General features: G+C 62.6%; 1 protein-coding gene. It reads left to right on the top strand.

The window, feature by feature from the left end; all coding sequences use genetic code 11:
• Positions 1-424 precede the first annotated feature (424 nt).
• A partial coding sequence (locus EN750_RS36765; protein WP_145968309.1) for a dihydrodipicolinate synthase family protein occupies positions 425-852 on the top strand: 428 nt, incomplete at its 3' end.

The following is an 852-nucleotide window of genomic DNA, read 5'->3' as shown; positions in this document are numbered from 1 at the left end:
GTCAGGCAAGGGCGCCTGTCGCGTCCTATCCTGCAGGTCTGGCAGCGCAATTGCCGCGCCTGGCATCGGAATGGCTGAGGTGACCCGTACGTCCACGCTACCGCTGATCGCCATGCCCGGCATCAGCGCGAGCGTGGCGCCAAGCAGCGCGAAAAGGTGAGGCCGACCGCCCGGCATGATCCTTAAGTCTTTCCTTGTCCTGGCATCCCACAGGCTGGCGAAGATGCCTCGAAGCCTAAACTTAGGTCGTGAAGAGCCCGTAAACAAAGGGTTAGCGAGGCTGTTCGAATTGCGCTTGCTGGCACCATGGCAATGCTTGCCGCGCAACCATGTCGAGACTATGGTGCGCCGCTTCGCTTTCGGTTAGAAGGCGCGACCACAAACACCGACACAAAACACCAGAAGTGCCAAGGAGTTGGACGACATGCTGAGAGGCTCGCTTACTGCGCTCGTGACACCGTTCGAAAAGAGCGGGCGTTTCGACGAGAAAGCCTTTCGCGCGTTCGTCGAATGGCAACTCTCAGAGGGCACGACGGGCCTGGTGCCGGTCGGCACCACCGGCGAGTCGCCGACGCTGTCGCATGACGAGCACCGCCAGGTCGTCAAGGTGTGTATCGAGGTGGCCAAGGGCCGCGTTCCGGTCGTCGCCGGCGCCGGCTCCAACAACACCGAGGAAGCAGTCGGCCTCGTGCAGTATGCCGAGAAGGCCGGCGCCGATGCCGCCCTCGTCGTCACGCCCTACTACAACAGGCCGACACAGCGCGGCCTTTACGAGCATTTCGCGGCGGTCGCCAAGGCGACCAAGCTGCCGATCATCATCTACAACATCCCGCCGCGCTCGGTCATCGACAT

It is taken from the genome of Mesorhizobium sp. M7A.F.Ca.ET.027.03.2.1 (genome assembly GCF_003999175.1).
GTDB lineage: Bacteria > Pseudomonadota > Alphaproteobacteria > Rhizobiales > Rhizobiaceae > Mesorhizobium.
Note: the sequence above shows the minus strand (reverse complement) of the source record. Positions and strands in the feature narration are given on the sequence as shown.